Origin of the sequence: Bacteroides eggerthii, from assembly GCF_025146565.1 — a bacterium.
GTDB classification, from domain to species: domain Bacteria; phylum Bacteroidota; class Bacteroidia; order Bacteroidales; family Bacteroidaceae; genus Bacteroides; species Bacteroides eggerthii.
In genome coordinates this window covers 404,672-430,845 of the sequence record NZ_CP102258.1, presented here as the reverse complement: position 1 = coordinate 430,845, position 26,174 = coordinate 404,672, and the positions used below count along the sequence as shown (strand labels likewise).

Annotated in this window: 32 protein-coding genes; 9 read left to right on the top strand and 23 right to left on the bottom strand. The window is 49.3% G+C overall.

All coding sequences use genetic code 11. From position 1 onward, the window contains the following. Positions 1-47: 47 nt before the first annotated feature. The 6 genes from NQ546_RS01920 to NQ546_RS01895 all read right to left on the bottom strand — a co-directional run bounded on the left by NQ546_RS01920 (position 48) and on the right by NQ546_RS01895 (position 8,748). Positions 48-623 carry a Crp/Fnr family transcriptional regulator gene (locus tag NQ546_RS01920; protein ID WP_004291553.1) on the bottom strand — a complete coding sequence of 192 codons (576 nt, stop codon included), beginning with the start codon at positions 621-623 and terminating at the stop codon, positions 48-50. A 228-nt stretch (positions 624-851) separates the two neighbouring features. Continuing rightward, the gene (gene secDF / locus NQ546_RS01915; RefSeq protein ID WP_004291551.1) at positions 852-3,854 is read right to left on the bottom strand and encodes a protein translocase subunit SecDF; all 3,003 of its coding nucleotides are present in this window, start codon (positions 3,852-3,854) and stop codon (positions 852-854) included. Positions 3,855-3,937: 83 nt separating this feature from the next. Then, a complete protein-coding gene (locus tag NQ546_RS01910) occupies positions 3,938-6,022 on the bottom strand; it encodes a M3 family metallopeptidase (protein ID WP_004291549.1) in 2,085 nt (694 codons plus the stop codon). A 61-nt stretch (positions 6,023-6,083) separates the two neighbouring features. Beyond that, positions 6,084-7,184, bottom strand: coding sequence for an endonuclease/exonuclease/phosphatase family protein (locus NQ546_RS01905; RefSeq protein ID WP_004291547.1), 1,101 nt, complete (start codon positions 7,182-7,184; stop codon positions 6,084-6,086). A 9-nt stretch (positions 7,185-7,193) separates the two neighbouring features. Continuing rightward, a complete protein-coding gene (locus NQ546_RS01900; protein ID WP_004291545.1) occupies positions 7,194-8,084 on the bottom strand; it encodes a rhomboid family protein in 891 nt (296 codons plus the stop codon). Then, the gene (locus NQ546_RS01895) at positions 8,065-8,748 is read right to left on the bottom strand and encodes a rhomboid family intramembrane serine protease (protein WP_004291542.1); all 684 of its coding nucleotides are present in this window, start codon (positions 8,746-8,748) and stop codon (positions 8,065-8,067) included. The genes NQ546_RS01900 and NQ546_RS01895 overlap by 20 nt, the downstream gene beginning before the upstream one ends. A 205-nt stretch (positions 8,749-8,953) precedes the next feature. Here NQ546_RS01895 and NQ546_RS01890 point away from each other — a divergent pair, with 205 nt between their 5' ends. After that, entirely contained in the window at positions 8,954-9,220 is a 267-nt protein-coding gene (locus NQ546_RS01890; protein ID WP_004291540.1) for an HU family DNA-binding protein, read from the top strand. Between the two features lie 538 nt (positions 9,221-9,758). On the opposite strand, the gene NQ546_RS17440 is transcribed toward NQ546_RS01890, so the two are convergent. After that, the gene (locus NQ546_RS17440; RefSeq protein WP_171031146.1) at positions 9,759-9,971 is read right to left on the bottom strand and encodes a hypothetical protein; all 213 of its coding nucleotides are present in this window, start codon (positions 9,969-9,971) and stop codon (positions 9,759-9,761) included. A gap of 347 nt (positions 9,972-10,318) precedes the next feature. Here NQ546_RS17440 and NQ546_RS01880 point away from each other — a divergent pair, with 347 nt between their 5' ends. Genes NQ546_RS01880 through NQ546_RS01845 form a run of 8 tightly spaced genes read left to right on the top strand, consistent with a single transcriptional unit; the run spans position 10,319 to position 13,664 of the window. Next, complete coding sequence (locus tag NQ546_RS01880) at positions 10,319-10,534, top strand: hypothetical protein (protein WP_004291535.1); 216 nt, start codon at positions 10,319-10,321, stop codon at positions 10,532-10,534. 11 nt (positions 10,535-10,545) lie between these two features. Continuing rightward, the gene (locus NQ546_RS01875; protein WP_004291534.1) at positions 10,546-10,767 is read left to right on the top strand and encodes a hypothetical protein; all 222 of its coding nucleotides are present in this window, start codon (positions 10,546-10,548) and stop codon (positions 10,765-10,767) included. Between the two features lie 13 nt (positions 10,768-10,780). Next, on the top strand, positions 10,781-11,197 hold the full coding sequence (locus NQ546_RS01870) for a PcfK-like family protein (protein WP_004291533.1): 417 nt from the start codon (positions 10,781-10,783) through the stop codon (positions 11,195-11,197). Beyond that, positions 11,194-12,525 carry a PcfJ domain-containing protein gene (locus NQ546_RS01865; protein ID WP_004291532.1) on the top strand — a complete coding sequence of 444 codons (1,332 nt, stop codon included), beginning with the start codon at positions 11,194-11,196 and terminating at the stop codon, positions 12,523-12,525. The genes NQ546_RS01870 and NQ546_RS01865 overlap by 4 nt, the downstream gene beginning before the upstream one ends. Positions 12,526-12,549: 24 nt before the next feature. Further along, complete coding sequence (locus tag NQ546_RS01860; RefSeq protein ID WP_004291531.1) at positions 12,550-12,807, top strand: hypothetical protein; 258 nt, start codon at positions 12,550-12,552, stop codon at positions 12,805-12,807. Positions 12,808-12,826: 19 nt separating this feature from the next. Further along, on the top strand, positions 12,827-13,060 hold the full coding sequence (locus NQ546_RS01855; RefSeq protein WP_004304291.1) for a DUF3873 domain-containing protein: 234 nt from the start codon (positions 12,827-12,829) through the stop codon (positions 13,058-13,060). After that, a complete protein-coding gene (locus tag NQ546_RS01850; RefSeq protein WP_004291529.1) occupies positions 13,057-13,302 on the top strand; it encodes a DUF6956 domain-containing protein in 246 nt (81 codons plus the stop codon). The genes NQ546_RS01855 and NQ546_RS01850 overlap by 4 nt, the downstream gene beginning before the upstream one ends. A 53-nt stretch (positions 13,303-13,355) precedes the next feature. Further along, complete coding sequence (locus NQ546_RS01845) at positions 13,356-13,664, top strand: hypothetical protein (RefSeq protein WP_004304290.1); 309 nt, start codon at positions 13,356-13,358, stop codon at positions 13,662-13,664. 33 nt (positions 13,665-13,697) lie between these two features. On the opposite strand, the gene NQ546_RS17325 is transcribed toward NQ546_RS01845, so the two are convergent. The 16 genes from NQ546_RS17325 to NQ546_RS01765 all read right to left on the bottom strand — a co-directional run bounded on the left by NQ546_RS17325 (position 13,698) and on the right by NQ546_RS01765 (position 26,161). After that, a complete protein-coding gene (locus NQ546_RS17325) occupies positions 13,698-14,087 on the bottom strand; it encodes a hypothetical protein (protein ID WP_004291527.1) in 390 nt (129 codons plus the stop codon). 64 nt (positions 14,088-14,151) lie between these two features. Continuing rightward, complete coding sequence (locus tag NQ546_RS01835; protein ID WP_004291526.1) at positions 14,152-14,679, bottom strand: glycoside hydrolase family protein; 528 nt, start codon at positions 14,677-14,679, stop codon at positions 14,152-14,154. Next, positions 14,676-15,179 (bottom strand): DUF3872 domain-containing protein, encoded by a 504-nt coding sequence (locus tag NQ546_RS01830; RefSeq protein WP_004291525.1) that lies wholly within the window; start codon positions 15,177-15,179, stop codon positions 14,676-14,678. The genes NQ546_RS01835 and NQ546_RS01830 overlap by 4 nt, the downstream gene beginning before the upstream one ends. Continuing rightward, entirely contained in the window at positions 15,176-16,078 is a 903-nt protein-coding gene (locus tag NQ546_RS01825) for a toprim domain-containing protein (RefSeq protein WP_004291524.1), read from the bottom strand. Before NQ546_RS01825 ends, NQ546_RS01830 begins: the two co-directional genes overlap by 4 nt. A gap of 7 nt (positions 16,079-16,085) precedes the next feature. Next, positions 16,086-16,661, bottom strand: coding sequence for a conjugal transfer protein TraO (locus NQ546_RS01820; protein WP_004291523.1), 576 nt, complete (start codon positions 16,659-16,661; stop codon positions 16,086-16,088). A gap of 2 nt (positions 16,662-16,663) precedes the next feature. Next, on the bottom strand, positions 16,664-17,650 hold the full coding sequence (gene traN / locus NQ546_RS01815; RefSeq protein WP_004291522.1) for a conjugative transposon protein TraN: 987 nt from the start codon (positions 17,648-17,650) through the stop codon (positions 16,664-16,666). Between the two features lie 34 nt (positions 17,651-17,684). Then, a complete protein-coding gene (traM, locus tag NQ546_RS01810; protein ID WP_004291521.1) occupies positions 17,685-19,037 on the bottom strand; it encodes a conjugative transposon protein TraM in 1,353 nt (450 codons plus the stop codon). Beyond that, positions 19,018-19,305: a TraL conjugative transposon family protein gene (locus NQ546_RS01805; protein WP_018697145.1), complete on the bottom strand. Its 288-nt coding sequence runs from the start codon at positions 19,303-19,305 to the stop codon at positions 19,018-19,020. The genes traM and NQ546_RS01805 overlap by 20 nt, the downstream gene beginning before the upstream one ends. A 27-nt stretch (positions 19,306-19,332) precedes the next feature. Continuing rightward, positions 19,333-19,956 (bottom strand): conjugative transposon protein TraK, encoded by a 624-nt coding sequence (gene traK / locus NQ546_RS01800; protein WP_004291519.1) that lies wholly within the window; start codon positions 19,954-19,956, stop codon positions 19,333-19,335. Between the two features lie 31 nt (positions 19,957-19,987). Continuing rightward, positions 19,988-20,992: a conjugative transposon protein TraJ gene (gene traJ, locus NQ546_RS01795; RefSeq protein ID WP_004291518.1), complete on the bottom strand. Its 1,005-nt coding sequence runs from the start codon at positions 20,990-20,992 to the stop codon at positions 19,988-19,990. Between the two features lie 3 nt (positions 20,993-20,995). Next, entirely contained in the window at positions 20,996-21,625 is a 630-nt protein-coding gene (locus NQ546_RS01790; RefSeq protein ID WP_004304283.1) for a DUF4141 domain-containing protein, read from the bottom strand. A 23-nt stretch (positions 21,626-21,648) separates the two neighbouring features. Continuing rightward, complete coding sequence (locus tag NQ546_RS01785; protein ID WP_004291516.1) at positions 21,649-22,029, bottom strand: DUF3876 domain-containing protein; 381 nt, start codon at positions 22,027-22,029, stop codon at positions 21,649-21,651. A gap of 40 nt (positions 22,030-22,069) precedes the next feature. Further along, the gene (locus NQ546_RS01780; RefSeq protein ID WP_004291515.1) at positions 22,070-24,574 is read right to left on the bottom strand and encodes a TraG family conjugative transposon ATPase; all 2,505 of its coding nucleotides are present in this window, start codon (positions 24,572-24,574) and stop codon (positions 22,070-22,072) included. Continuing rightward, positions 24,571-24,903 carry a DUF4133 domain-containing protein gene (locus tag NQ546_RS01775; RefSeq protein ID WP_004291514.1) on the bottom strand — a complete coding sequence of 111 codons (333 nt, stop codon included), beginning with the start codon at positions 24,901-24,903 and terminating at the stop codon, positions 24,571-24,573. Before NQ546_RS01775 ends, NQ546_RS01780 begins: the two co-directional genes overlap by 4 nt. Before the next feature lie 10 nt (positions 24,904-24,913). Next, positions 24,914-25,231 (bottom strand): DUF4134 domain-containing protein, encoded by a 318-nt coding sequence (locus NQ546_RS01770; RefSeq protein WP_002560983.1) that lies wholly within the window; start codon positions 25,229-25,231, stop codon positions 24,914-24,916. Between the two features lie 201 nt (positions 25,232-25,432). Next, on the bottom strand, positions 25,433-26,161 hold the full coding sequence (locus tag NQ546_RS01765; RefSeq protein WP_004304280.1) for a hypothetical protein: 729 nt from the start codon (positions 26,159-26,161) through the stop codon (positions 25,433-25,435). Between the last annotated feature and the right edge of the window lie 13 nt (positions 26,162-26,174).

Below are 26,174 nucleotides of genomic sequence, written 5' to 3'. Positions count from 1 at the left end.
CTTCACTACATTTCGTATGGCGGTATGATGTAGAGTTTTGCCTTTCGTTATATGTTCTTTAATTGCTTTTTTAGCAGGCTGAGATAGGGTTGTGTGATACCCAAATAGGAGGCAATGTGCTTCAAGGCCACTTTTTCTATGATCTCAGGACGTTTATGAATCAGGGATATGAATCGTTCTTTGGCATTGCCGTTTATCACAGAGTCTTTCTTTTCGAGATAGAAAAGCTGTCCTTGTGCATATCTCAATGCCCATTGAGCAAATTCGTGTGAGGATGAGACCAGATGGGCGTAGTGACTTTGGGGAACTTTAAATACGGTTGATTTGCAGCAGGCTTCGATTTGGTAGAAGGCAGGGAGATGGGCGTAATAAGAGTGCATGGCAATCATTACGCTACCCGGCAATGCAAAAGCGAAAGTAACCTCTCGTATTCCGTTCATATAACTGTATCGCATCACTCCACTTTTTACAATGTAGACATTAGGGTCGAGCCGGCCGCTCATAATCAAAACTTCATTCTTTTTCAGCTCTATGCTTTCTGCCGGTGCCAACAGTTCATCCAATAATTTACCGGATGGCCTGAATGAACATTCATTCGCTAATAACTCTTTTAATTTCTCCATTTGTCTATCCTTTTCATTCTAAGTAGCGTAACATCTACAAATATAATGCTTTTACATTAGAATTTTCTGAAAAAGGTTATCAATTATAGCTCTTTACCTATGGTAGGTATCCATATACATAAATCAGGCACATATTACAGGTCTCATGAAACTCAAAAGCCATGGAATTCCTATAATATGTGCCTGAAAAAGACTATAAGTGTTTGTCAAAACACTTTATAGTTTGTTTTATATTGTTGTTGCAGCAGCCGGCTCTTCGTCTTTGCTATGTTTCATCAACATGTAAGCGATAGGAGAGGCAACGAACAAAGAGGACAGTGTACCGAATACAACACCCAGAATCATTGCGAATGCAAAACTGCGGATAGAGTCACCACCGAGGATGAAGATACACAGCAATACAATTAATGTGCTCAGTGAAGTGTTGATAGTACGTGCCAGAGTAGTGTTCAGTGAATCGTTGAACAATACCTTCTTGTTTCGTTTCGGATACAAGCTGAAGAATTCACGCACACGATCGAAGATTACCACCTTATCATTGATTGAGTAACCGATAGCCGTCAGGATAGCGCCGATAAATGTCTGGTCGATTTCCAAAGAGAACGGCAGGACACCCCAGAACATGGAATATGCACCCAAAATGATAATAGTGTCACAAGCCAATGCGCATACAGAACCGATAGAATAGGCAATGTTACGGAAACGGAGTAGGATGTACAAGCCGATGGCAATCAAAGCCAGCACAACAGACCAAATGGCCGATACCTTGATGTCGTCTGCAATACTTGGACCTACTTTTTGTGAACTAATGATACTGCCGCCCGTATGGTTCTCGCGGTCGATGAATGTTTCCAGCGTGATATTCTGAGTCAGCAACGGTTTCAGTGTTTCATACAGGTAGGCTTCGATTTCTGAGTCGATGTTATTGCCTTCTTCTTCAATACGATAGTTGGTGCTGATACGCACAGTCTTGCCGTCTGCACCGATGGCGATAACACTGACGTTGGCGTCACCGAACTTGCTGGCAATCAGTTCGCGTACTTGTTCGGGCTCTACTTTGTTTTCGAACTGTACCTTAAAGTTACGTCCACCGGTAAAGTCGATACTTTGGCTTAAACCGCGCATGCTGAGGAATGCGATGCAAACTACAACACCTATACCCGTCAACGTCATCCAGAGTTTGTTTCTGCCCATGAAATCGAAGTGTACATTTGCCATCAGGTTTTTGGAAATACCCGTAGAGAATGTCAGGTTCAGCAATTTGTCTTTGCTCATGAAGTGCTCGTAGAACAAACGCGTCATGAACACTGCGGTAAAGAATGAAATCAGGATACCGATAATCAATGTAGTAGCGAAACCGCGGATAGGTCCGGTACCGAAGTTGAACAGGATAATACCTGTAATGATAGATGTCAAGTTGGAGTCGAAGATTGCAGAGAAGGCATTTGCATAACCATCGGCAAGTGCTTTCTTAACACCCTTACCCGCGCGTAATTCTTCTTTGGTGCGTTCGTAAATCAATACGTTGGCATCCACAGCCATACCCAGTGATAACACCATACCGGCAATACCGGACATTGTCAAAGCTGCCTGGAAAGATGAAAGGATACCCAATGTGAAGAACATGTTCAACACCAAAGCACCGTTGGCAACCATGCCAGGAATGAAACCGTACATGGAGCACATGTAAACCATTAACAGTATTAATGCCACAACGAATGACATGATACCGGCATTAATGGACGCTTGTCCCAAAGACGGACCTACAATGTCTTCCTGTACAATATGGGCAGGAGCCGGCATCTTACCCGATTTCAATACATTGGCTAAGTCTTTTGCCTGTTCGGGAGTAAAATGTCCGGTGATTTGTGAGTTACCGCCGGTGATTTCCTGATTTACGTTCGGTGCGGAATATACATAGCCGTCCAATACAATGGCAATGGCTTTACCTACATTCTGCTTGGTGAGCTGTGCCCAGCGACGTGCACCGTCCGTATTCATAGACATGCTTACGGCAGGTTTGCCATAGTGGTCAAATTCGTCTTTGGCATTTACAACTACGTCACCTTCCAGCGGAGCACGTCCGTTACGTTCGGTTGACTTGATTGCATACAATTCAAAAGTTTGAGCTTTCGGATCGTATTCATAAGGAGAAACACCCCACTTCAAACGCAGGTCTTTCGGCATTTCCGCCTGAACTTCCGGCATGGAGAGGTACTTGTTGATGTCTGCGGTATCTTTGTAGTTTGCATAACCTACAACAGGACCTTGACCGCTGGGGTTGACTTGCAGAACTGCCAATAACGGATGTTCTTTCTTGATTTGCTCCAGGTTGGCAGCTTGCGCCTGGCTTTCGCCTTTCAGTGCTGCGGCAAGGCTGTCGGCGGTGCTGGTAGCTTGTGCTACGGCAGGAGTCTCAGCGGCTGTACTGTCTGTTGCTTCCGTACTGTCTTCTGTGGTTGCCAAAATAGCACGCAATTTGGCATCAGCCGATTGCAGGTATGAAGCTACATCTTTTGCATTGTATGTTTCCCAGAATTCCAGATTGGCAGAGCCTTGTAATAATTTTCTTACACGTTCAGGCTCTTTGATACCCGGAAGCTCCACCATGATGCGTCCCATTTTGTCTTCCAGACTTTGGATGTTGGGCTGAACCACACCGAAACGGTCGATACGGGTACGGAGAACGTTGAATGAGTTGTCAACGGCTGCCTTTACTTCTTCGCGCAATACTTTTTCAACTTCTGCGTCGGAAGATTTCTGGTTTACTTTGTCTTTTAATTGTTGGGTTGCGAACAGTTGTGAAAGTGAAGCATCCGGAGCGAGCTTATGATACTCTCTGATGAACAGCGTGATTACGTCGTCCTGACTGGTAGTAGCCTGTTTGGCGGCTGTTGCCAGCGCTTGGTTGAATGTCTCGTCAGACTTGTTATCCGCCAATGCTTTGATAACATCGGGAACCGATACTTCAAGAATGACGTTCATACCGCCCTTTAAGTCCAAACCTAAACTGATCTCCATTTCACGACATTGTTTCAGCGTCCAATTGCCGAACCACACTTTCTCGTTTGACAGAGAATCGAGGTAGTCTTGTTCCACTTTCACATCACCTTTTGCGAACTCTTTTGCCTTGTTGGTATAGTGGCGAGTCACAAAAGAGAAGGAGAGATAGAACACACATACCAATGTGAGCAATATCGCAAAAACCCTTACAAATCCTTTGTTTTGCATGTTACTTTTAGTTTATTATGATTACTTTTTAATTGATTTCTATCGTATATAAGGCTGCAAATATAGCTTTTTTTTCACAATTCTTACTTCATACCGCGATTTTTTAACATCGGCTCTAATTGAGGTTCTGCTCCTCTGAAATTCTTGTAGAGGGTCATCGGGTCTTCACTGTCTCCTTTTTCCAGAACGTTGCGACGGAAAAGGTCTGCGGTTGTCTTGTCAAAGATGCCATGTTCCTTGAACGCTTCAAAAGCATCATTGTCCAAAACATTCGCCCATAGATAGCTGTAATAGCCTGCTGCATAGCCGCCTATGATATGGTTGAAGTAGGTAGTACGATAGCGAGGGGCTATTTCGGGAATTAAACCAAGCTTGTCCATTGCTTCTTTTTCGTAGGCCACTACATCGATATTTTCAGTGTCTGTCAGGTTGTGTAGATTCATATCGAGAATGGCTGCTGCGAGTAACTCAGTAGTCATAAAGCCTTGGTTGAAGGTTTTTTGTTTTAGAATTTTTTCAATGAGATTATCAGGAATGACCTCGCCGGTTTGATAATGTTTGGCATACATTTTCAGAACTTCAGGTTCTGTGGCCCAGTGTTCGTTAATTTGCGATGGAAGTTCTACGAAATCGCGCACGACATTCGTACCGGAAACGCCCAAATAATTGCATTTGGTCAGCAAACCATGCAGGGCATGGCCGAATTCATGGAACAGGGTTTCCACTTCATCAATCGTAAATAAAGAGGGAGTGTCACCGACAGGCTTGGTGAAGCTGGCTACGTTGCACACCAGGGGGCGGATATCACCTTTCTGTTCGCGGTAGTTACTCATCCATGCTCCACCACTTTTACCTGCACGTGGGAAGTAGTCTACATAAAAGATACCCAGTTGGGAACCGTCTGCATCTTTTACTTCAAAGACTTCTACATCGGGGTGATAAACAGGGACATTGTTGAGCTTTGTCAGGGTGATACCATAAAGTTTGTTGGCAACGGCAAATGCTCCTTCGCGTACGTTCTCTAATTTGAAGTAAGGCTTGATTTGATCCTCCTCAAGGTCATATTTCTCTTTGCGAAGTTTTTCAGTGTAATACCACCAGTCCCAAGCCTCCAGTTTCTCGCCTTTGCCTGCTTGATCCATTAGTTTTTGCAGTTCGGCTGCTTCGGCTTTAGCTTTGGGAAGGGCATATCCCCACAAGTTGTTCAGAAATTCCATTACTGTATTTGAGTTCTTTGCCATAGTGTTGTCCAATACGAAATTGGAATAGCAGTCGAAACCTAATAAACGGGCTTTTTCAAGACGCAAGCTCACGATGTCTGTAATGATTTTCTTGTTGTCGTTCTTGTCGTTGTTGTTGCCGCGGTTGATGTAGGCTTTATAAATCTTTTCACGTAACGAACGATTATCGGAGTATTGCAGGAATGGGATACGGCTTGCGTTATGCAATGTGAATAGCCATTTGCCTTCCTGGCCGGCAGCTTTGGCCTCTTCGGAAGCGCTTTGGCAGAACCATTCGGGGAGACCGGCAAGATCTTCTTGTTTGTCTACGAAGAGCATAAACTCGTTGTTCTCATTCAAGATATTATTGCTGAAAGTGATGCCCAGCGTAGAAAGTTGCTTGTTCACTTCACGCAGGCGGGCTTGTTTTTCGGCAGAAAGATTGGCTCCGGAACGTACGAAGTCTTTGTATGTTTTGTCCAAAAGCCTTTGCTGTTCAGTTGTCAACCCTAAAGAGTCCTTTTGCAGGTAGACGGCTTTTACTTTGTCGAACAGTTTCTGGTTGAGCGAGATATTGTCTTCATGTTCGGACAATACCGGAGCAAGCTTTATGGAAAGAGCGTTCAGAGAGTCATTGGTCTCGGCATCCGTCATATTGAAGAAAATGGCGCCTACCCGATTCAGTATGGGAGAGCTGTTGTCCAAAGCAACGATTACATTTTCAAAGCTCGGAACTTCAGTATTGTCAATAATGGCTTGAATATTGGCGTTTTGTTCTTCTATTCCTTTAAGGAATGCAGGTTCATAGTGTTCCAGCTTGATTTTATCGAAAGGTGGAACGCCGTTCGGGGTTTGAAACTCGGTGAGGAACGGATTACTTTCCGTCTGGTTAGCACAGGAGTACATCATACAACTTGCAGCTAAAATTAAAATACCTTTTTTAAACATAAATGTCAGAGTATTAGATATTGATAGTTTATAAATAGTTGTTCAACTTTAAAAAAGTGGATTATTGCCGTTTGGCTATATAACACCATATGGGGTAATGATCAGACTCTTTTATGGATTGGTCCACCGTACAGTTATAGGACTGTAGGTTCTTGCTGATTAATATGTTGTCTATTCGAAAATAGAATTTATTCTGGTTGTAGGAAACTCCCAAACCGCGTCCCGACTGGGTGAAGGCGTCATTTAGGTTTTGTGCAATGACGCGATGGGTGTATGAAATGGGAGTGTCGTTGAAGTCTCCGCAGACTATGATAGAAGGATGTCGGGAAGAAGCGATCTCCTTTGCAATAGTATCTGCCTGTGGGGCGCGGATAGCGGAGGCTTCTGCCAGTTTGCGCACCAATAATCGTGCACCGCTTTTTACCTTTTCCTTCTCAGGGGCTTTCAGCATATCCTCATAGATGTCTTTGTCGGTTTTTGTCAGCTTATTGGATTCCAAATGATTGTTGATAAGGGTAATTGTGTCTTCATCCAGCTTGAGTTCGTATAATACGGAGCCATTGTAGTTGCTCGTGTAGTTCAAGACCCGGGCGGATAGAATGGGAAACTTCGAATAGCATGCTATCTTGTTGCTATAACCGCTACCACTGCCCACAACATTGATGCGGTGGTAAGGATAGTCTTTCAATTCTCGTTCTATGTCTTTTTGGGTGAGATGCCGGTGAGATTCGTCGGAGGCATATTCTTGTAGACATAGGATGTCAGCATTGCTTTCTTTTAAGTAGGTGAGTATCGGATTCTTCCCGTTTCTTTTATTAGCCCCGTCAAATCCCATGATATTGTAAGAAAGGAATTTTATACTTTTTTCCGGGAGGTTGGAGGTATGGAAATTAAGGGGAAGATACGTCCGTAATTGCGAATAGCACAGCAAAAAGCCGACTAGAGGTAGTAGAGCAGTTTTGTATCGTTGTATAACGAGCCAGAAAATCAGGAAGCCTCCGTTGATTAACGCAAAAACAGGAAAAGCCAGTCCGAAACAAGATTGTACCGGGTGAGATGTCGGCTGGATATAAGGGCTGTATGCTACTAATAGCAAGAGACCTGTAAATAAAGCATTGACCGCTAAAATCAGGAGCGCGACAAAATTACCGAAATGCTTCATACGTACACCTCATCGTTTACTTGCATCGAACAAGCTCTTTTTCTCTTCTGTTGTCAGACTTTCATATCCGGACTTTTTCAATTTGTCGAGGATGCGGTCTATTTCATCGGATTGAGCTTTTTTCCGGGCATTGTAGTTATAATCTTTCTGCTTGTCAGTCCCATAATGGACTTTCATTTTAGGCTTTCGGGGCTTGAAACTGAATAAAGAAATAATGGAATCCAAAAATTTGTTGATCCATGAGGTAATATCCGTTCCTTTGCTAAGGCTGGCTGCAAACCATAGTCCCGCCAATGCTCCTCCTAAATGGGCTATATGTCCGCCGGCATTGCTGGAGGTGATGAACAATAAATCCATTCCGACAACAATCAATGCCAGATATTTCAAGCGTATCGTTCCGAAAAGGAAAAGGCGTATCGGGTAGTTGGGTTCCCGGTAGGCTGTTGCAGCAACGATCGCAAGAACAGATGCCGATGCCCCCAGCATGAAAGAATATTCTGTCATTGGTTGGAAATAAGGGAAGATATTATAGGCAGCCATGTAAAGAATTCCACCGCAAATGCCGCCTAAGATATATACTCCCCGTAGGTGTTTCGCAGAAAAGAAATTTAAGAACAGGGCGCCAAACCAATACAGCCAAAGCATGTTGAAAAGGATGTGCAATACTCCTGCATGCATAAACATATAAGTCAGGATAGACCAAGGCTGTACAATGAAGCGGGAAAGCGAAGCCGGCAGCTCCAGCCATTCGAACATTCCTCCAAGGCTCCGGTTGAATAATTGCAATATAACTTCTGTCAGTGTAGTCAGGACAAAGACCCCTACATTGATATAAATCAGCTGTATGTAAATGTTTCCTCTGCGGAACGATTCTTTTAAATCAGTTATAATAGTAGCCATTTCCTCTGTTCTTTTTTCTCCAGTACATTATTAGTATAAAACCGAATATCATGCCGCCCAAGTGCGCAAAGTGTGCGACGTTGTCGCCCGGATTGTTGGCAAAGCCGGAATATAATTCTATCAAGGCGTATCCGATGACAAAATATTTGGCTTTGATGGGGAAAGGCAGCGGGAAGATAAACATGGGTTGATTGGGGAATAGCATGCCGAACCCAAGTAATATGGCATATACGGATCCGGAAGCTCCGACAGTGGTCATCATGTTAAGGTATTCTTTCATCGGGATGACAGAATATCCGGTGTTAACACTGTCGTATGCTGAAAGTACCGTTTCATAATGGATATATTGCACGAGTTCCTGAATAAGTCCTGCGCCAATGCCGCATACAAGGTAATAGAACAGAAAACGCTTCGGCCCCCATACCTGTTCCAGAATACGGCCGAACATCCATACGGCGAACATATTGAAGAACAAATGGGTAAATCCTCCATGCATGAACATATAAGTAATCAGCTGTGCTGCATTGAAGTCTCCGGCAAGGAAGAAATGCAGGCCTAAATATTGGTTTAGGTCGATGCCATAGCTTTGGGCTACAACGGTGCCGAGAAACATCAGCACATTAATGATTAAAAGGTTTTTGGTTACTGTCGGTATAGCATTCATAATCTGATTTTTTCGCTTTATTTGGCAAAAATACGAATAAATTCTGTTCTATAACAGAAAAAGGAACTCCTATTCCTTTTTTTTCTCTATTTTCCAGCCTTTTTTTAATGTTTTTATTTGATATTCAGAATTATTGCTCTATTTTTGTAGGAAGTAGCATTAGAATTTTTCTTTTGTGTAACATATTAATTAATCATTTTGTATTATGAATAAGTCAGAACTTATTAGCGCAATGGCAGCTGAAGCCGGTTTGTCAAAGGCCGATTCAAAAAGAGCATTAGATGCATTTATCGCATCAGTAACAAAAGCGTTAAAGGCGGGTGATAAAGTGGCATTGGTTGGCTTCGGCACTTTTTCTGTAACGGAGAGAGCCGGACGCGTTGGTATAAATCCGGCAACGAAGAAGCCCATTCAGATTCCGGCAAAGAAGGTTGCCAAGTTTAGAGCAGGTTCAGAATTGACTATCGAATAAGTAGTTCATAAATAAAACTTGATAAAAGGAGACGCATACAACGTCTCCTTTTTTATGGAATTAAAAATAGTTCGTATCTTTGCACACCGAAGTTACGAAAAGAGTGTAATTTATTGGAAATGAGCGTAGGTTAATTGCTCTTGATAGTAATAGGTTACGATTTAGTTAGTTATCTACTGCATTATCCTTCTGCGCGTTGCGTAACCTTCAAAGAACTCTTCGTATGCAAAAGTAGCTATTTAATTCGAGATTTTGATATAAACTCCCGTTTTTTATCCCCTCATTCATAAGAATTTTCCGTAAAAGCGGTATTGTCCGTCGGCACACCATTGCCCAAAACGAGTTTGGAACAAACGTGTGCCGACTACCGCATAGCTGGAGAAAAGGGCATTGCCTCACGCCTAAACGATGTTTAGACAGATGAAGCAATGCCCCTTTCTTTTGCGCCTATGCCAAGAGGTGCTTTTACGGGTTTTCAAATGATTTTTCTTTTTTCGCTGTCTCTTTTGCCGGAAGCGGAAAGTGAATGCAGAGTGTGTCAGCCTGCCCCATGAATGAAACAGGCGCCCACACACAGCCGGACAAACCGGGAAGAATGATTGTTGCCACCCGGCTGAACAAGTTCCGTCGGATCGGAAACAATCATACTTCCTTTGTTGTGGTTTGCCCTTTTCACGCTTCCGGTGATGTCTTTTTCCTTTTGGTGATTCTTTTTTTTACGGATTTTCCCCTGAAGTTTTTTTCTACACAATCTGCCTCTGTTTTCGTTTACCTCCATTTTGCGCCTTTCAGTAAGCCGCATCAGTCAGTCATTTTCGTTCTGGGCGCAAAGGTAATTCCGGGATTGGACGGGAAAGCAAGGTCAAGCCTCCTGTTTTCGGTAAAAATCTCCAGCCCTGCGGGTAGTATTTTGACCGAAAAACCTTGCATTCCCTAATCCCTACCTTTTCAAGCACCCGAAACGAAAACGACCGATGCGACAGAAAGACGCATAAAAAAAATGTCGGATAAACGAGAGGCAGATAAGATAGTTTGAAACTCAACTCCCTCAGCTCTTGAATCCGCATTAAAAACAAAAAAATCAAAAACAGCGAAGATATGACGGCAACGGCAAATTTCAGACAAATGGCGCAACACATCGGGTTGGCGATATGCGGCTTGATGATGCGCACCGCCTTCGGGGTGTTCGGCATCCTTTGGGGCATCATCAGAGAGATTGTAAACGGAGTGTTCCGAGTGGCGATAGGTGTAATCGTGGCTATCCTTTCCACCATTGCCTTCTTTGGCTTCATCCTTTGGTTATTCACCCTTTAACCCTTACCGACATGGCAAAAAGAAACAGCAAGACGGCAGCGCAGCAGTGCAGATATTACGAGGTGGACAACATCTTCGTGTATATGGTGGAAACGTACATCAACGGCAATTTTGAAACTTTCCGAAGATTGTACCACGAACTGAACAAGGACGCACGGAGGGATTTCATGGACTTCCTTCTCAGCGAGGTAGAGCCGACCTATTGGAGAGAGATACTGAAACAGATAATCTAAAAATGACAGCGATATGAAAGGAACAGACCATTTCAAGAGAACGATATATATGTACTTGGAACAGCGTGCGGAGGAAGATGCGCTATTTGCAAAGAAGTACCGCAACCCTGCCAAGAACATGGACGAGTGCGTGACCCACATTCTGAACTATGTGCAGAAAAGCGGTTGCAACGGTTTCACGGACGGAGAGATATTCGGGCAAGCCATCCACTACTATGAGGAAAACGAGATAGAGGTGGGCAAACCGATGGACTGCCAAGTGGTTGTGAACCACGTTGTGAAACTCACGGCAGAGGAAAAGGCGGAGGCACGTCAGAACGCTGTCCGCAAATACCAAGAGGAGGAACTCCGCAAGTTGCAGAACCGCCACAGACCGTCAGCGAGAAAAGAAAACCAACCCCAACCCTCATTATTTGATTTAGGCTTATGAAACCGAAGACCAAGATACAGAAAGAGGTGGCAAGACTTTCCGCCAACCTTCGCCCCATATCAGCGACACAAATAGATTGGGCATACCGCCACTGCGTTGAGCATATCGGCTACCGCACCAAGAAAGGGAACATCACCTGTTCCGACTGCGGTCACGAGTGGCACAGCGACAGCGGACTATGCGACACCCTTGAAGGCTGCACCTGCCCCAAATGCCATGCCGAACTCAAAGTGCAGGACACACGCAGACGCATCTACAAGGAAACGCAGAATTTCAGCGTGATAACCACCTGCAAAGGGTATCAGGTAATCCGCGTGGCGCAGGTCAGATGCGAGAGCAGGAAAGGCGAACCGATGCGTTTCTACTGCCACGAGGTCGTGCAGCGTTGGATTTCACCCGACGGCAAGGTTACGGACATGGCGTTGCTCCGTGGCTTCCTTTTCTGCTATTGCGATGTGTGGGCATTAGGCAGCGATATGGAGGTAAGACCGCACAACAGCCTATACGATGATGTGGTGGCAAGAAGCTGTGCATATCCAAAGATGAGGATATTGCCCCAACTCAGACGTAACGGCTTCAAGGGCGATTTCCACGGCATCTCCCCCGTGCGTCTTTTCAAAGCCTTGCTTTCAGACCCAAGAATTGAAACCCTTATGAAAGGCGGTGAGATTGAGGTCATGAAACACTTTCTTTTCAATACCCGTACTGCCGATGAATGTTGGGCATCATATCTGATTGCCAAGCGTCACAAGTATCAGATAGACAACCTCTCAATGTGGTGCGACTATCTGCGTATGCTCAAAAAACTCGGTCAAGACCTCCGTAACCCGAAGAACATCTGTCCCGAAGATTTCATGGCGGCACACGACAACGCAACCCGAAAAATTGAAGCCATACACGAGAAGGAAAGAGCCGCAGAGCAACGCCGTTGGGAGATTGAAAGGCGTGAGCGTGAGCAACAGCGACAACTCCAACGAAAGAAAGATGCGGAGGATTTCATCGCCAACAAATCCAAATTCTTCGGCTTGGTAATCACGGACGAGGAAATAATCGTCAAGGTGCTTGAAAGCATAGACGAGTATTACAACGAGGGCAAGACGCAGGGCATCTGCGTGTTTGGCAGTGGATACTACAAGAAAGCCGACACCCTCATACTATCGGCAAGGATTGGCGATGAGATTATTGAAACCGTAGAGGTGGACTTGCGAACCCTCGAAGTGGTGCAGTGCCACGGCAAGCACAACCAGGACACCGAATATCACGAGCGCATCATAGACCTTGTGAACAAGAACGCCAACCTTATCCGTGAGCGGATGAAAGCGGCATAGCATAACCCCTAAAACAACATTGATATGGAAGTAAGAATTGAAAGTATGATTTGTGTGTGGGATGATGCAATCCCCACGATGTTCCTTGAATTTGTGAACCTCCTCACTCTCACAACGAGTGAGGGGGAATTGAGAAAGAGCGTAAAGGAGTTTGCCGAGAAGCACGAACTTGACAAGTTTTTCCTTTACGGCTTCGGCTCACACCATTTCTACCTGCACCAACGCTACACAAGCAACCCCGAAATGGTGATGAAGAACAGAGTTCTGTCAGTACATTTTTAACCATCTAAAAAGCAACATTATGACAACACGAATGACCATCAACGGAGTAAGCACCTGCGCGGAAGCAGGTACGGAGAAATACGAGCGTTTCCAATCGGGTATCGGAAGACGCAGGCGGACACTTGTGCAGTACGACTACCGCCACCCCATAGACAGAGAATTGTTCTCTTGTGTCAAACCCACGTTGGACGAGTGCCGAGCCGCACGGGACAAGTGGCTGAACGCAAAGAAGGGAAAGGAGGACAGACTATGAACACGACCTATCAAACGCTGATAGTCAAGTTCAGCGAACCTATCACGGCATTGGACGGTATCTTTGACGATACCGGAGCGTGGGGAACGGACACCCTCAAGGGGTGGATAGATGATTACGAAAGCACACGTTTCACCGCCACCGACAGCCATACGGCAGTCATCACGAGCGAGTACAATATGGAATGTGTGAAAGAGTGGCTACAACGGCAGACCCCCATTTCCGAAATGCGAGAATTTTGAACGGGATGGCGGTGTCCGCACCGCCAATACTTAAAACCCTAAAAACAAAAGATATGATAGCCAAGACGATATTACAGCAGATAGGCGGAAAACGCTTCACCGCCATGACAGGTAGCCGTGATTTCATAGATATGGGCAACGGCTTACGGATGAGCCTTGCAAGGAACAAAACAAGTGCCAACCGCCTTGACATCATCTATGACGAAGGGGCAGACCTCTACAATATGCGCTTCTACCGCAGGACGTTCAGCAAAAAGACCTTTGAGTGCAAGACAAAGGACATTGCCGTACACGAGGGTATCTATTTTGATATGCTGGAGGAAATGTTCACGATGGTGACGGGACTTTACACACGCTTTTGAGTGGCGGGGCGGCGAGAGCCGCCCTACTTTCTTTCAGTGAGCATGATGGCGGACAAAGAAAGTAGCAAAGAAACCTTTGTCCAATCTGCGATAACTAAAAAATCCGCAAGTAAAACTTGCGGAGGCTATATATTGGGTCGTTATTTTTTGGTGGAGGGGAATGATAATCTCGAACCGTTGAACTACACATTTCTGCTTCGTCTCCATTTCCCCCAACGATTTGATACGTTCAATCATTTTTGTTGTTCCTTTCTGAATTTTCCTAAATACTTTCTTCATAATTTCGCTATACTTTTTATGGTTAATAACTATGTTTTGTATTGCTCTCACAACACTTACAACTTGAAGTGTTATTTGGAAACCGATAGGCAAAAATGGCTCAACGATGTCAATTAACGAGAAAATCCTACGATAATCTATCAAGTGATAGAGCAAAAGACGTGCCAAGTTAAATATGGCACGTCTTTTGCCAGTTTTGTCAGTCCTTTTATGGGATATACAACAGCGCAAACTCCGCCTTTCTCCGTTTGAGCAGCATGGCGTGGCGTTTTCCTTTGTAGTTGCAGAAGGCTATATACTCACGGTAGATGTTCCTGTCACCAGCTTCCAGCTTCTTGATTAAGGTGCTTTTGGGGATTGTTTTGCTGCCTAACAGCTTCGCCGGTCCCACATTGTAAGCTAACGTGCCAAGCAAAATCGAATCAACCCCGAATTTACGGAACATGGCGACAAATTTGCGCAGGTCTTTCCGCAAAAGTTCATCCGCATCCCGTTTTGTCATGGTTCGTGCCGAATACTTCTCGTTTGGCAAAAGTTTGTGACCCCAACCGACGTATGGGTAGTGTTTTTCTGAGTGCCAGCCTTCAAAGTAGCGGCAGCATAAAAAAGCACGTTCCATAAGCGGCAGTCGGTAGATTGCCGCCTGCCCGTCCGTTCCCTCTTGGCGGCTGATCTGCGCGGACACAGAACAGACCGTCAGAAGTGAACAGAGCATTGTCATGAATACACGCATCATTTCAACAAGGGGCTGAAGTTGCCGATGGGAACGATGGTAAGATCGTCGTCCTTTACATTCCTGTTGTTGAAGTCAAATTCCAGTTCGTAGGAGTTGCTAAAGTTATCCTCCACCACCACGATGAAATTATGCGCCTCATCACCCGCCGCCGTGTAGTACAGGCGGAATTTTTCGTTCTCCAGCAGGTAGCGGTCGTTAGGCAGGAAGGTGATGCCGTTATCCATTTTGAGCGAGCCTTCCCCCTCGAACTGGAAATAGCGGATGGTATAGAGCGTACCCGAAAAGTCGCCCTCCTTTTTCAGTTCACAGCGGATTTCCACTGTCTGCCCCTTTACTACCTTGTTCGGCACGGGCATGACCTCCACCGTGAAGGGATAGGACTGCTGGATGTCCATGTCATCGTCACATGACACGAGGGTGAATGACATGGCGGCTATCAGGCATAACGCCACTGCCTTGAATATTGATGTTCTCTTGTTTCTGTTGTTCAGTATGTTCATTGTTCTTCGATTTTTAGATGGTTGTTTTTCTGTTTTTTCGTTGTCAGTTGCAGGTACTCGTTCAAGTCCTTGCAACCGTCATAGAGGGAGGAACGGTCGGTGACACGTTCCCCGTATCGCATGGTAAGTGCGGCAAGCGTCCGCCGTCCGGCTTCGTCACGGTCGAGGAAGCAGCCGATGCGCCCGTATCCGTCCAGCAATCCCGCCGCCTTCTCCACGTTGGCGACTGAGTTCAGCACAAGACAGTCAGCGTTACCGGTTACACCAAGCGTCACGGCAGAGAGAAAGTCCATGAAGCCCTCGAACACGAGGCACTCGTCAGCCGGGATGTCATTCGCCTTTACCAGTGATACAGACTTCGGAGGTATGCAACCCTTGAAATATCGGCTTCTGACTTCATAGCCACCTGCCATGTTCGGAAAGCCAACGGCAAAATACCGTTTCCCACGCACACCGTAGTTCAAGCGGCAGCAGTGACGGGATGCGATGGCGTAAGGGATGCCCCGTTCCTCTAAATACTCCGTCAGCAGTGAGCGGAGCAGCGGAGCGACCTCCACATCCTCAAAAACGGATTCGGTCGGCTTCGAGAGATAGACGGGCTTTTCCCATCCGGCAACCGTCATATTGGCGGCTTCCGCTATGAACTTCGCTTGCTTCATGAAGTCATCGCTTTGCAGAAACTCCCCGGCAAGCGTGAAGATGTCGCCGCCCTTGCCCAAACCGAAGTCGTACCAGAGCTGTTTCGCCACGTTCACACGGAAAGAGGATGTGCGCTCGCCCCTGTACGGGGCAAGATACCACAGCTCGTTACCGCTCCTTCTGACAGGCTCATGCCCCAGCCGTGCGAGAAAATCCGCAAGCGGCATCCTTCTGACAGCATCTATTTCCGTCCTTTCCATGCCCGTGTCAGTTGATGATGAACTTGATACCGACCCCGAACTGCGTGTGGAACTTCCGTGTGTCGCCACCCCAAAGGCAACGCTCCCGCAGGTTGGCAAGCAGGGCGATACGGTCTGCCACGTAACACTCCACATCGAGCGTCAGCGCACCGCCGTAGATGAAGGCGTCCCGGTCGTGCAGCGTGGAGCCGTCATGCAGCACCTTCTTCCCCCAATTTACCGCCTCATATCCGGCGAGAGCCGAAGCCCCGGCATAGACGAAAACAATCTTTCGGGCGTCCGACAGTATCTTGAAGTAATAGCCGCCCTCCGCCGTGAACTGCGCCACGGGTATCTTGGTGTCCTTGTAGGGATTGTTCTTCAACAGGTATTCGCCACCGAACACCCACTTGTTCCCCTTCTTCGTGTAGGTGGAGAGAGCCGCCCCGAAGCTGTACCCGCCGTCCTTGCCGCCGAGATTGAAGCCGTCCGCCATGTCCGCCCTCACCTCGATGCCCTGCATCTTCGGCAGACACCGCTGGGCGTGCGCCTGCCCTGTAAAAAGGGCAAGCGACGCGATGATTATTGCGATGTACTTTCTCATGGTCAGCGTACTTGAAGTTCGTTGATGGTACCCGCGCGTACCAAATCCTCGTTCTCAATCACGAAGGACTGGTGACGGCCGCCGTTCTTCTCGTTCAATTCCACCACGAGGCACTTGTCATCGGGGATGGTGAACTTCGCCATCGTGAAGACCGTGCGCTCGCTCTTTTTGCCCGGCACGAGGGTGGCGTAGTTCTGCGCGCGGAGCGGCAGAATAATCTGCTCCTGCACGGCAGTACGCTTCGCAACCTTCTTGTCCACGATTTTCCAAGTGATGTAGTCCACATCGAAAGGCACGTTGCTCTGGTTCTTTATCTCCGTGTGGAAATAAAGCAAGCCGTTGTGCGTGTAGATGCCTTTCAACAGGTATTGGATGCCGAAACGCTTGCAGCCGATATGCTTCACCTCGCGCTTGTTCTGTTTGTGGATGGACTTCATGATAAGGCGCACCAGCATCGGGCTTTCGCTGCCCAGCTCTTTCAGATAGATTTCCTGCGCGTTGTTCGGGCGGTTCACCGTGCTGCCGTCATGGATGAAGTCGCACATCTCCACGTTGAGCAACAGCGGTTCGGCGGCGTACTTCACGTTGAAGGTGTAGAAACTGCCGTCCTCCGTGATGACGGACATATTCGTTTCGTTGGGAAAATTCCTTACGGTAGCCTTCACACGGATGATGTTCTCCGCTCCGTCGGCTTTCCCGGCAATCAGGTCGGGCGAGCCTAAATCGACATAGCGCACCTCCGCCGGAAAAATGACGTGGACGGTCTTGTCGTAGGTCACTTCCAGACCGTGCGGCGGTATCATGCGGTCGAAGGTCAGCTTGCGTGACAGCCCGTGATATAGGTCGCCGTCCGCCTCCTTCTGCGGATAGACCTCCTTCGTCAAGGTCGGTTGTTCACTTCCGTTGGTCGTTTCAACGGTTACATTCTCCTGCGCGTTGGCAGTTATGATGCCCATAGCGAGGGCAAACATGATGATTACTTTTCTCATTACTTTTGGATTTTAGTGGTAATTTTTATTGTTTTCAATATTTTTCTTGGTAAAGCATGACCCTGTACCCGGCTTTCAGATGCACCTTGACGGTTCGCATCTTTTTGGCGATGTACTGGCTCGTGCCTTGTATCAGCCCCTTGCCCAAGTCGGAGGCGAGCTGCGCCCCGGCATTGGTGGAGATGTTGATGCTGCTTCCCAGCGAGCCGCCCATGTTGGCGGCGACCTCCCGGACGGCGTTCATCTCCATCGAGTTCGGGATGAAGATGCCGGGCTGTCCGTCCGTGTCATAGACCGCAAGCTCCACGGGGATAATCGTGCCGTCGTATTCCAGCGAGGTAATCTCGATGTCGAGCCGCTCACCCTGTATCTTGCCCGTGCCGACCACCACCGCACCCCGGGGTATTGTCCTGCCTGCCACCGCCATAGGCTCCAGCAGGCGCAGCCTTACCGTCTGCCCGTCCGTCACGCTCTGCGCCCCATGCACGCACGCCGGTATGGTGTTCCTGTCCAATACCTCCGCCGTGCCGACAGCCGTGTTGAAACCCCGGTTGCGTTCCTGCGATAAGGCGGCGACAAACTCCGCGTTACTCATAGGCTGTGAGAGTGAAGAAACTACTTGATGCTCCACCTGTCTGATAGGCATTGCCTTGTTCTTCTTCCCTTTCTGCACGGTAGTTGGCTCTGCCCTCTGTTCCGCCGATGGCTGTCCTCCGTTCTGACCGCCCATGTACTTTGCCGCCAGCTCGTAGGACTTCTCCATAAGAGCCACCTGCTCGTCCATAGAGGAAGCCTTGCCCCTCTCGCTTTCCAGTTCCGACTCCAGCGATGCGATGCGCTCCAACAATTCGTCCATCTCCGCATTGTCGTTTTTCGGCTGGTCGTAGAAGTTTCCGAGCGTGGCGTTCAGGTCACGGTAGGCGGCTGCGGAGGACTGGATGGTCTGCGGCGTGGCTGGCTTTGCCCTTTCTTCCTTGCCGCCCGGATTGGCGAGGTCGAAGTCCACTCCGTTCTCCGTTCCCGCTATCTCGCGGTCGAACATGTCGCCCAGCTGCCCGATGGCACGGTTGCGGCTCTCCTGACGCTCTTCCATCTCCCCATGCTCGTAGGCTTTCAGCTTGTCGCCGATAATCTGCCGGTTCGCCTTGTCAGCGTCGGGCATCTCGGTGTTGTATCCGTCCGTTCCCGGCGGTTGCTCCTTGCCGGAGGACGGGGCGAATATCAGCCACATCGCCCCGATGAACACCAACACCATAGCGGGCAGCACGATCATCTTCTGCCGTTTCAGCCGTTGCGCCTCTGTCAGCGGTTCGCGCTCCTTTTTCGGTTTCCCCGTTTCGGGAGCAGCTTTGTTCTCTTTCGTCGGTTCATTCTTTGTCTGTTCCATATAAATAAGGTGTTAAGTGATTGCCTGTTTCCGCCGGGGTCGGCAGTTCCACCCGTCCGGCGTGTCCCGTTTCCATATGTGAGCCGTCGTTCCTGCCGATGTCATAGACGGCTCTGCCGAAGGTGTAAAGGGCAAGCACCGCGAAGGCGGCGAACATCCCCAGCACGATGCGGCGGCGTGTTTCCGGCGGCAAGCCGTCCAGATACCCTTTGAGACTTGCCGCCAAGCGTTTCCGTTTGTCGTGGAGTTTCCAATACATGCCCCACATTGATTTTCTGATACTTTTCATGTCCTGTTACCGTTTGATAGTCTGTAAATCCTTGTTCTCAATGATGGTGAAACCCTCGATGGTAAAACCGTTCGGGTTGTCATCCGACCGCGATGCGTTCAGCAGGCGGCAGGTGGTCACGAGGCTGCGCTCGGTGACGTTGCTCTGCCGGATGATTTTCTGTGTGGCGTAGGTCACGGCACGGTAGGGATAGGCGTTGAAGTCGCACACCACGCTGTCCACCTTCAGCACTTGGTTGATGTTCCCGGCGATGATGCGGTTGTAGTACCCCTTCTCCGCGAAGTCCGAATAATAGTGGTACACGCTCTTGTCCGCCAGCAGCAAGGCACGTTTCACGTTGTGTTCAATCGCGCTTTTTTCAGGTGATAGCGTGAAGAACATCTCGTGGAAACGGCGCACATGTTCCCGTGCCTCCGCCGGGCGGTTCTGCGACAAATCCTGAGACAAGGCGAGCATCAGGCTCTTGCCGTTGTCCAGCACATAGATTTTCTCCCGTTGCTTCTCTGCGAAACGGTAGGAGTTCCACACGCTCCACACCGTCACCACGGCGCACAGCGAGAGGAAGACGATACCGAACAGGCGTATCTGCCTGAACGACGATTCGATGTTTCTAAGTGATTTGAATTCCATTTATATTTTCCAATTTATGATTGCACATTGATTATTTCAGCAATTTGCCGACACGTCCGACTGCGTTTCCTGCGGCTGCACCCGCCACGCTGCCCGCCATGCTTCCGGCTCGTCCCGCCATCTGGTTCACGTTGCGACCGTAACCGCCCATGCCTCCGGCTTGGATAATCCAGCCCGCAACGGTGGGAATGGTAAAGTAGCCGATGATGCCGATGCAGAGGAATACGATATACACCCCGTCGCTCGAATCCAGCGAGAAGTTCGGGTCTGCCTGCATCCGCTCGATGTCGTTTTGCAGCATCAGAACCTGTATCTTCGCCAGTATGGTGCTGAACATGTCCGATACCGGTAGCCACAGATAGACCTGTATATAGCGGCATATCCACTGCGTGAGCGTGTTTTGGAAACCGTCCCATACCGACAGGGCGAAGGCTATCGGACCGAGAATCGCCAGCACCACGAGAAAGAAGGTGCGGACGGTGTCTATCACGAGGGCGGCGGCTTGGAACAGCAGTTCGAGTATCTCGCGGAAGAAGTCGCGGATGCTCTTCTTCATGTTGTACATTCCCCGGTCGATATACATTCCCGCCATCGTCACCATGTCGGAGGGCGACCAGCCGAGTTCCTCCAGTTGCTTGTCAAATTCCTCGTTGGACACGAGGTAGGCGGTTTCGGGGTTGCGTACCATCGCCTCGTATTCCAGTTTGTCCTTCTGCTCCCGGTATCGGTTCATGTCCAGCGTTTCCGCCTCCAGCATCTTTGCCGTGCCCTGTACGACGGGTGAGAGGATGCTGTTTATCGTGCCCAGCACCACAGTCGGGAAGAACATGATGCACAGACCGATGGCAAAAGGACGGAGCATCGGGAATACGTCTATCGGTTCAGCTCTCGCCAGCGACTGCCATACCCGGTAGGCGACGTAGAACAGCGCACCCAGCCCGGCGATGCCTTTCGCCACACCAGCCATGTCCCCACACAGCGGCATCATCTGCTCATAAAGTGAACGTAAAATCTGATGAAGGTTGTCGAACTTCATAGGCTACCAGTATCTTTCGTTCATGTTCCCGTACAGCCCCATGATGCGGTCGAGGTCGTTCTTCTTTTTCGCACGCAGGTAACTCACGGAGATGTTCTTGTTCGTGTAGTAGCTCACGAGGTTGCGGTAACGCTTCATCTTCGAGTGGCAGCGTTCCACCACGTCCATGCGCTCCTTGTCGGTCATGGAGAGCGTGGTGATGTTCACCACGTTCCTGAGTTCCGTCAACACTTCGTTGCTTTCCTCCAGCAGTTTCGTGTAGCCGAAAGCGATTGCGGAAAGCTCTTCGGGTCTGAAATTCCCGTCACGGAGCATCCGTTGGAAACTGTTCACATAGATGTCTGTGATGTCGCCCACCATCAGGATGGTCTGCTGCACCTTGCGGGCGTCCTTGACCAGATTGTTCACCGATTTGAGGGCATCGTAATACTTCTTGCCCTGCTGATAGATTTTCACCGTCTCCTGAAAGTTGCTCACCATGTTCGTGGCGGTCTTGGAGGTATGGATGATGTTTTTGGAGGCATTGATGATGCCCTGCGCTAGATTGCCCGGATCGCTTACGACCCACTGTGCGCTTGCCCTGCCCGCGAAAAGCAGGCACAGGCAGATAATCATTGTTATTCTTGTTCTCATGTTACTTTGGATTTTAGTGGTTGTTATTCTTCGGTCGGATGTCCCGGCTGCGGCTTCACCCGCACATAGTCCCCGTTTGGCGAGAAAGTCAGCACATCCGTGGCCTCGTTGTAGGACACGTCGATGCGGAAGCCGGTGTTCATGAACAGGTTGCCGTTCTCCTCCTGCAAGAGATAGGTTTCCGGCTTGAGCTTGCGGCGCAGACCGCTACGACGGAACACCGTCACTTTGTAGGCTTCGCCCTCCTTGTAGATAAGCACGTCAGGTTTTCCCTCCACGCTCTCCCAGTTCCCGCACAGCATGTCGCGGCGGTTGTCGGCCACGTCGCAGGATTGCAGCATCATGACCGCCAATCCGATAAGGCACTTGCTGACTTGCAGCATTTTCACTTTTGGTAAATTCATACGCGTTTTTCTTTTTTGGTTGATACATTCTGTTTTTTAGTTATTCCTTGTTTCTCCGCCTTTCGGCAAGCTGCCGGATGGCGGCTTCGATGTCGTCGCCCAGCTTCTCCGCCAGACGGTAAACCTCCACTTTTTCCGTTTCCTCGGTGGTGTACGCCAGATACTCTTCCGCGCTGACCTCCGTGGCATAGACCGCCGACTGCGTGCCGCCCAAGCCTATCCACACCTCCTTGTAGAGCCGTGAAGGGTTGTTCGCCATGTTGATGGAGAGTATCTGCGACTTCTCCTTTTCCGTCAGTCCGAGCAACGCCTGTATCTGGTCGAACTTGTTCATATATTTCCTTTGGTCAAGCAGGATTTTACAATCCGAGTTGTTGATAATGCTCTCTTTGACCACCGGAGAACTGATAATGTCGTCCACCTCCTGCGTCACCACGATTGCCTCGCCGTAATATTTTCTGACCGTCTTATACATATAGCGCAGATATTCAGCCATGTTCGCCGATGAGAGGGCCTTCCAAGCCTCTTCCACGATAAGCTGTTTCCGCACGCCTTTCAGCCGCCGCATCTTGTTGATGAAGGCTTCCATGATGATGATGGTCACGACGGGGAACAGTTCGCGGTTTTCTTTAATCGAATCTATCTCGAAGACGATGAACCGCTTGCCGAGCAGGTCGATGTTCTCCGTGGAGTTGAGCAGGAAATCGTAACGCCCGCCCCGGTAATACTGCCGCATGGTGGTGAGCATGTTGTCGATGTTGAAGTCGGACTTCTCCACCTTGATGTCACGCTGTGCCAGTTCCTTGCGGTAGTCGTCACGCATATACTCGTAGAAGGTGTTGAACGACGGCACGATGCTACGGTCGGATTGGATGCGCTCAATATAGGCACTCACGGCACTGCCCAGCTCGCCGCTCTCCGTCTTTGTCACCTTGTCGTCCTCCGACTTCCAGAGCGTCAGCAACAGGGTCTTGATGCTGTCCTTCTTCTCCACGTCGAAGATGTAATCGTCGGTGTAGAACGGGTTGAAGCTGATGGGCTTATCTTCCGTGTAGGTGAAATACACACCGTCCGCTCCGCCTGTCTTGCGTCGGATCATGCCGCACAAGCCCTGATAGGAGTTTCCCGTGTCCACCAATACCACATGTGCGCCTTGCTCATAATATTGGCGCACGAGGTGGTTCATGAAGAAAGACTTGCCGCTGCCCGAAGGACCCAGCACGAACTTGTTGCGGTTGGTCGTGATACCTCGCTTCATGGGCAGGTCGGAGATGTCAAGGTGCAGCGGTTTTCCCGTGAGCCTGTCCACCATCTTGATGCCGAAGGGCGAGAGCGAGCTGCGGTAGTTGGTTTCCTCTGTGAACAGGCACACCGCCTGTTCGATGAAGGTGTGGAAACTCTCTTCCGCCGGGAAGTCCGCCGCATTGCCGGGTATCGCCGCCCAGTAGAGTGTCGGGCAGTCGATGGTGTTGTGGCGCGGCACGCATTCCATGCTTGCCAACTGGCTGCCCACGTCGTTCTTGATATGCTTCAGTTCCTCCGCATCGTCGCTCCACGCCATGACGTTGAAGTGTGCCCGTACCGAGGTCAGTCCGTAGGAATGGGCTTCGTTCAGGTATTGGTCTATCCACTCGCGGTTGATGCTGTTGCTCCTTGAATAGCGAGATAGCGACTGCATGTTACGGGCGGACTTCTCGAACTTCTGCAAGGTTTCCTCACTGTTGTCTATCAGCACATACTGGTTGTAGATATGGTTGCAGGAGAGCAGAAGCCCCACCGGGGAGGCGAATGACAGTCGGCAGTCACTCCGGTCGGTGGAGAGCTTCTCGTAACGGGTGTCGGTAGCCACCTTGCCCGGCAGGTCTTCCGCGTCGGAGAGGGTGTGCAGACACAGGCGGTTGTCGCCGATGCGCATCTCCCTTGCCGAAAGCTCGATGTCCTGCAAGGTGGTGTCACCTTCCGGCATGAGCGAGAAGTAGCGTTCAATAAGTCCCGTCTTTCCCTCAGTACCCACAATCTCATCGGTGGAGAGGCGGCGCAGCCTGACAAGCCCGCTGTCGTTCATGATGCGCTCGAACTGTTCGCAGGCTTCCAAGAACTTGGTCGTGGTTTCCCTGTCCAGCTCCTTCGGGATGATATGTCCCCGGCACAGCGTGCTGAAATTGCTCTGCATCCGGTTACGCTCCTTTGTTGTCTTGGTCAGGTAGAGGTAGCAGGTGTGTTTCAGGTACGGACGCTCGTTGAAGTGACGCTCGAAAGAGCGGCTTAAAAAGCTCATGTCGTCCTTCTGAAGCTCCGGTTTGTAGCGTTCCTTGATGAACCAGTCCTGTTTGTGGACGACGGAGTAGTCCGGCAGCACCTTGATAGCCTTGCACCAGCAACTGTGTATCGCCTCGTACTCCGCACCCGTCACGGTGTAAAGTTCCGGTAGTTCCACCTCGAAAGCCACCGTGATGTCGGCGTCCTTTGAGATGATGCAGCCATGCTCCACCGCTAAAAGTGGGAACCTGTTTTCCAGTGTTGTCATTTTCGATGTATTCCTCATTGTCTTTCTTCCTTTCGTTGTCGTTTGAACAGACGGGTTATCCGCCGCCGGTTGATAAGGTATCGGGGATGGCTCCGTGCCGCTCCTAATTTCATCAGCCCGTGTTCACCGTACCGGGCGTTCAGCGCGAAGGTCTGCCATACAAGGAGGGAGGACGATGCCGCGCCGAAGCCGATACATATCCACTGGTCGATACCGACCATGTAGAGGATGACGAACAGGACGAAGAGAGCCAGCAGACCTCCGCAGAAGATGAAGAGGTACTGTGCCTTCAAGCCCTTGAACTCTACCGGACGGCCGATACCCTTGTTGATTGGGTATTCAGCCATACATTATTTATTAAAGGAAGAATGAGCGCAGGATGGTGGCGGCAACAATCAGGAAGATGCACGCGCCGAACCACGAGGCGGCTGTCTTGCTGGTGTCGGGGTCGCCCGATGAAAACTTGCCGTACACTTTTACGCCCCCGATAAGCCCGACGACTGCACCGATGGCGTATATCAGTTTAGTTCCGGGGTCGAAATAAGAACTCACCATAGAGGTGGCTTCGTTGATGCCCGCGATGCCGTTTCCCTGCGCGAAAGCGGAGGCGGTTGCGGCGATGACAAGTGCCGCGGAGAGGATTGCTTTTCTGTTTTTCAAGATGTTCTTGTTCATAAACTGTTCTTGTTTTTTGCCGTCAAAAGGGTGGATGGTCCTTTGTCGGGCGGTTGATACTTTGTTTCTTTACTTTGGTTTTAGTGGATGCCCGTTTGTTTCCACGGACGTGGGCGTGTCCGTTGCGGATGGGGATGCGCCTTGCGTTTCCTCGCCGCGTGGGTTGATGTCATTCTTTCATGTTCATTTCTTTTATTGTTGTCATACATAGTTGCGAATGTCGAACTCCTCGATGTTGTCCGGCACGACGAACTCCTTTTCAGATTTCTTCAGCCGAATCTCGATAAGCCCCTTGATGCGGATGCCTATCTCCGAAGAGCCTTCCATCATTTTCTCGTACAACTCCGTGCCCTCCATGTCGGTGAACACCTTAGCCGCCTTTTCACGTTCCGCCTGTGTCGCGTCCGGGTTTTTGGCGGTCTTGCAGGCGTCGTCAATCTCGTCAAAGCTGCTGCCCGAAGCCCGTGGCGTGTCCGAGGCGTCCTCTTCCGGTTCGTCGTCCCCGTATCCCAGTTCCTCCGGCGGTATGCTCGTGAAGGTCTCATCGAGTTTTTCCTCCGGGACTTGTGCCGGGCGGGATGCGTTTCCCGTTTTTCCGTCGTCAAAAGTAGCCTCTTCCTCCGACAGCTCAATGCCTTTTTCAATAGTGGCGGCTTCTTGCGTCGGTATGGCAGCGGTTGTCCGGGTGGATGCCATCCTGAAACGGCTCTTGCCGATGATGTCCGCCTTTTCCGCAGGGACTTCCTCGTGTGCCGCTATGCGTTTAGCCTCATTCCCGTCCAGTGACCGCCATAATCCGACAATGCCCTTGAAGAAGCGGACAATCCGCGTGTCCATGATGCGCTCGTAAAGGAGCAGGAACAGGAACCAGAGGTTGCAGCCGACCGATACCGCCAGCAGAATGTCTGTCATGCTGATTGTGTAATTCATATCCTTCCGTTTT